At 47.3% G+C, this 3607-nt stretch carries 5 protein-coding genes; 4 read left to right on the forward strand and 1 reads right to left on the reverse strand.

All coding sequences use genetic code 11. From position 1 onward, the window contains the following. The 4 genes from HRU21_12060 to HRU21_12075 form a co-directional block, all read left to right on the forward strand. The coding region (locus HRU21_12060) for a tetratricopeptide repeat protein (protein ID NRA43024.1) at window positions 1–794 on the forward strand (794 nt) is incomplete at its 5' end. A gap of 17 nt (window positions 795–811) precedes the next feature. Then, a complete protein-coding gene (locus tag HRU21_12065; protein ID NRA43025.1) occupies window positions 812–2434 on the forward strand; it encodes a BatD family protein in 1623 nt (540 codons plus the stop codon). 66 nt (window positions 2435–2500) lie between these two features. Continuing rightward, the gene (locus HRU21_12070) at window positions 2501–2668 is read left to right on the forward strand and encodes a hypothetical protein (GenBank protein NRA43026.1); all 168 of its coding nucleotides are present in this window, start codon (window positions 2501–2503) and stop codon (window positions 2666–2668) included. A gap of 96 nt (window positions 2669–2764) precedes the next feature. Beyond that, window positions 2765–3226 (forward strand): L,D-transpeptidase family protein, encoded by a 462-nt coding sequence (locus tag HRU21_12075; GenBank protein NRA43027.1) that lies wholly within the window; start codon window positions 2765–2767, stop codon window positions 3224–3226. 3 nt (window positions 3227–3229) lie between these two features. On the opposite strand, the gene HRU21_12080 is transcribed toward HRU21_12075, so the two are convergent. Then, the coding region (locus HRU21_12080; GenBank protein NRA43028.1) for an EamA family transporter at window positions 3230–3607 on the reverse strand (378 nt) is incomplete at its 5' end.

The raw sequence follows: 3607 nt of genomic DNA on the forward strand, positions 1-3607 counted from the left end.
ATGATGCCGAGCAATATCAACAAGCGGCTGATCTGTTCGATAGCAAAGAGTGGCAAGGCATTGCGCAATATCAGGCGGGCAATTTCCCTGCGGCTATCAATGCGCTTAAAGGTTCACAAACTCTACGCGGAAAATACAACCTCGCTAACGCCTATGCTCAGAACCGAGAGTTTGATCAAGCGATTCGTCTTTATGAGGATGTGCTTACGCAAGATCCAAACCACGAAGATGCACAGCACAACCTGAATATTGTCAGACAGCAGCAACAGCAACAGCAACAGCAACAGCAACAGCAACAGCACCAGCAACAGCAACAGCAACAGCAACAGCAACAGCAACAGCAACAGCAACAAAAGTCTGGCGATGACAGCTCATCAGCGCAAGAGAATTCTTCTCCATCTGAGCAAGATCCTTCGTCAAATGAGCCATCCTCTGACAACCAATCTGATCAACAGCCCTCTCAAACCCCTGAACAAAATCAGGAAGAGACTGGCGAACAACAAAAGCAACAAACCTCGAGTTCCAATTCTGATCAGCAACAACAAGAGCAACAGCAGGAGAAACAACCGCAAGGCGCACCAAAGCCGGAACAAGCACCAGAGCAGCAAAACAAAACCGCGACTCCGCCACAAAGCGCAGCAGAGCAGGAACAAAATTTAGAACACATTGATCCTGCACTTCGCAAACTGGAACAGGTCGAAAGCGCGCGCGACCCTAGCCGCTTACTCCGAGCACAGATGATGTTGCAAGCTCAACAAAAACAACCACCGCAGAATACAGGTAAGAAGTGGTAACTATGAATCGACAAATAATGAAACTGATTAGCTTCTTGGCACTGGCGTTATCTTTTCTCAGCCAACCCGCGATGGCGACTAACGTCTGGGCGTCTGTCAGCAAGAATAAAGTCGTCAAGAACGAAGTCTTTCAACTTCGCGTTGTGGTCGACGAAAAAGTGTCTTCCGACGATATTGATTTCAGCGGATTGGACAAAGACTTCTATGTGGGTCGACCTAGCTTTGGATCTTCGATCAATATCGTCAATGGCAATCGCAGTACACGCAGTGAGTGGAACTTAACACTAGCCGCTCAGACTCTCGGCGTGGCAAAGATTCCCGCTTTTACCATCAATGGTGCGAGCTCGAAACCAATCGCGATTCAAGTCACGATGGACAGAGATGAGCCTAAGGTATCCGATCTCGTTGAACTGCGCAGCTCACTGGATAAAACAACGCTCTACCCCAATGAGAGTGCGTCATTACAAACTCGTCTCATTATCAAGGCCGATCCTAGACGACTGCAAAACCCAAATGTGGTTCCTCCACGAGTCGACGGTCTGACCTTAACTCAAATTGGCGAACCGAATCAGTACCAGAGTGTGCTGGGTGGCGTAGAAGTCACGGTACTTGATCAGAACTACCTCATCACGGCAGACCAGCCGGGGGAATACACGCTCACCAGCGCGGCTTTCAAAGGCTCCGTTGTGTACGGAAATGACCGCACAGGAACGACCAAGCTCATTTCCGTGGATACCCCTGCGAAAACATTTGATATCAAAGTAGAAGACAAGCCAGCAGGCTACACGGGGGTATGGCTACCTACCTCTGAGCTTAATTTAGCCCAAACATGGACGTCGGCCGATGGAGAAAACATCGCCTCCTCTTCGACGCCTCAAGCCAAAGTTGGAGACTCAATTACTCGTGAATTGACGCTCGATATCAAAGGGCTGTCATCTGACCGATTCCCCAATCTGAAAATCACTTACCCACAAGGTATTCGCGTTTATGAAGAAAAGCCCCAGTTCACGCAACTGGATAATGGCTTCACTCGTATGACATTAAAACAAGTCCTCATTCCGCAACAAACGGGCAAGGTTGACCTACCAGAAGTTAATCTCAACTGGTGGGATAGCCAAAACAAACAACAAAAAACCGCGCGTCTGGACGGTTTGTCACTGGATGTGAGCCCTGGTGAGAGCTTGAACATTCCCGTACCGGCTTCTCCATACACAGCGCCAGCCGACGTTAAAACGGTCACCGTCAGTGATCCTGGTATCTGGCCCTATTTAACCGGGTTGTTTGCCCTCCTTTGGGCAGTTACCACTGTGCTATGGCTAACAAAGCGTCCACAAACAATCGAGTCAGATAACAAGCAAATCAATGTCCCCCTCAAATCAAGTGACGCTTTGATAGCGGCTTTGCAAGCAGGAGACCATTTTAAAGCACAGCACAGCGCCTCAAAATGGCTGACGGAAGCACAAATTAACGATCCTTCTCTTGTTAACGAGATCCAGAATGAACTGGATGAAATGCAAAAGTGTCATTTTTCTCAGCAAGAAACTGGCTGGAATGCTGCAAAATTGCTTAAACTAATAAACAAGGTGGACAAAATGCCTCGCGCAACAGGGAAGCCAGAGGAAAGATTAGCGAAGCTTTAGCACAGTCAAGATAGAGGCATTGTTCAGGTTTTATATTCATTACGCTAATGAATAACTGGAGGAATGATGTCGGCAATTGAAAAGCCAGATCCCAGTACTCATTATGTGATCCTCTATTTTGATGGATCTCAAATGACTTCATTTGAAGTCGATGCGTCCAGTCGTCATGAAGCGATAGAAGCGTTTAAAAATCTGGGGTTTGCGGAGCAAGATATATTTTCAATCTCTCCCTAATCTAATCATCTAGCCACGAAAGGCAGCCTCTTAGCTGCCTTTCTGTTTTAAGCGGACAATTCAATAATGAACAGGACTGCCTCTAAAACAATCGGGATGTTGGGCACGTTATTTTTTACCTTTGCAGCCATCGCAGAAGTTGATTTGGTCAAGGTTGATAAATCCAAACGCCGCATGTACCTGATCGACAATGATCAGATAGTTAGGGAATTTCGCATTGCCCTTGGTAAGCATCCAAAGGGACATAAAACTCAGGAAGGGGATCATCGAACACCGGAAGGACGCTACTATCTCGACTTCGTGCTTGATGATTCGGAGTTCTATCGCTCAATTCATATCAGCTACCCCAACCTACGGGATATTGCCTATGCAGAGCAGCTCAATATCAACCCTGGAGGAAACATAAAGATTCATGGATTAAGAAACGGGGAACAGCGCCCCGCAACATTTGTACAGAGTTTTGACTGGACTAACGGCTGCATCGCCATTACTAACGAAGAAATGGATGAACTGCTCACTCTAGTGAAAACAGGGACACCGATAGAGATCCGCTGGTAAACCTTAGTCCTGACACGGCTGTGGTTCAACCGAAGCCACTTTTTTCTCCCTCGTCACCCACCAGCACAACAATGACCCTATCGTCACCAGCGCCACCCCCTGCAAAAACGTATCGGTGAGCACTAGGCCAAGAATCACGGAAGAAATAACGGTAGACAGCACAGGTGTAAAGTAAGACAAGGTTGCGAGCAACACCATATTACCGCCAATAATTGCGTAGTTCCAAAGCGCGTAGCCACTGCCCATCGCAATCCCCGTGATGAGCAACAAACCACCAGATTCAAGATGGATACTCATTCCCGTTTCATTACTAATGGCGTACTTTATCCATAACGTTACGGCGGTCATTATAAAGAACAAGGTGATCGGATTTTGCCCTTT

The sequence above is a fragment of the Pseudomonadales bacterium genome (assembly GCA_013215025.1).
Lineage (GTDB): Bacteria > Pseudomonadota > Gammaproteobacteria > Pseudomonadales > DT-91 > DT-91.

What these genes read in the sequence shown, in the direction of transcription:
- HRU21_12065 (NRA43025.1), top strand. Translation starts at nt 812, where the DNA reads ATGAAACTGATTAGCTTCTTGGCACTGGCGTTATCTTTTCTCAGCCAA.
- HRU21_12070 (NRA43026.1), top strand. Translation starts at nt 2,501, where the DNA reads ATGTCGGCAATTGAAAAGCCAGATCCCAGTACTCATTATGTGATCCTC.
- HRU21_12075 (NRA43027.1), top strand. Translation starts at nt 2,765, where the DNA reads ATGTTGGGCACGTTATTTTTTACCTTTGCAGCCATCGCAGAAGTTGAT.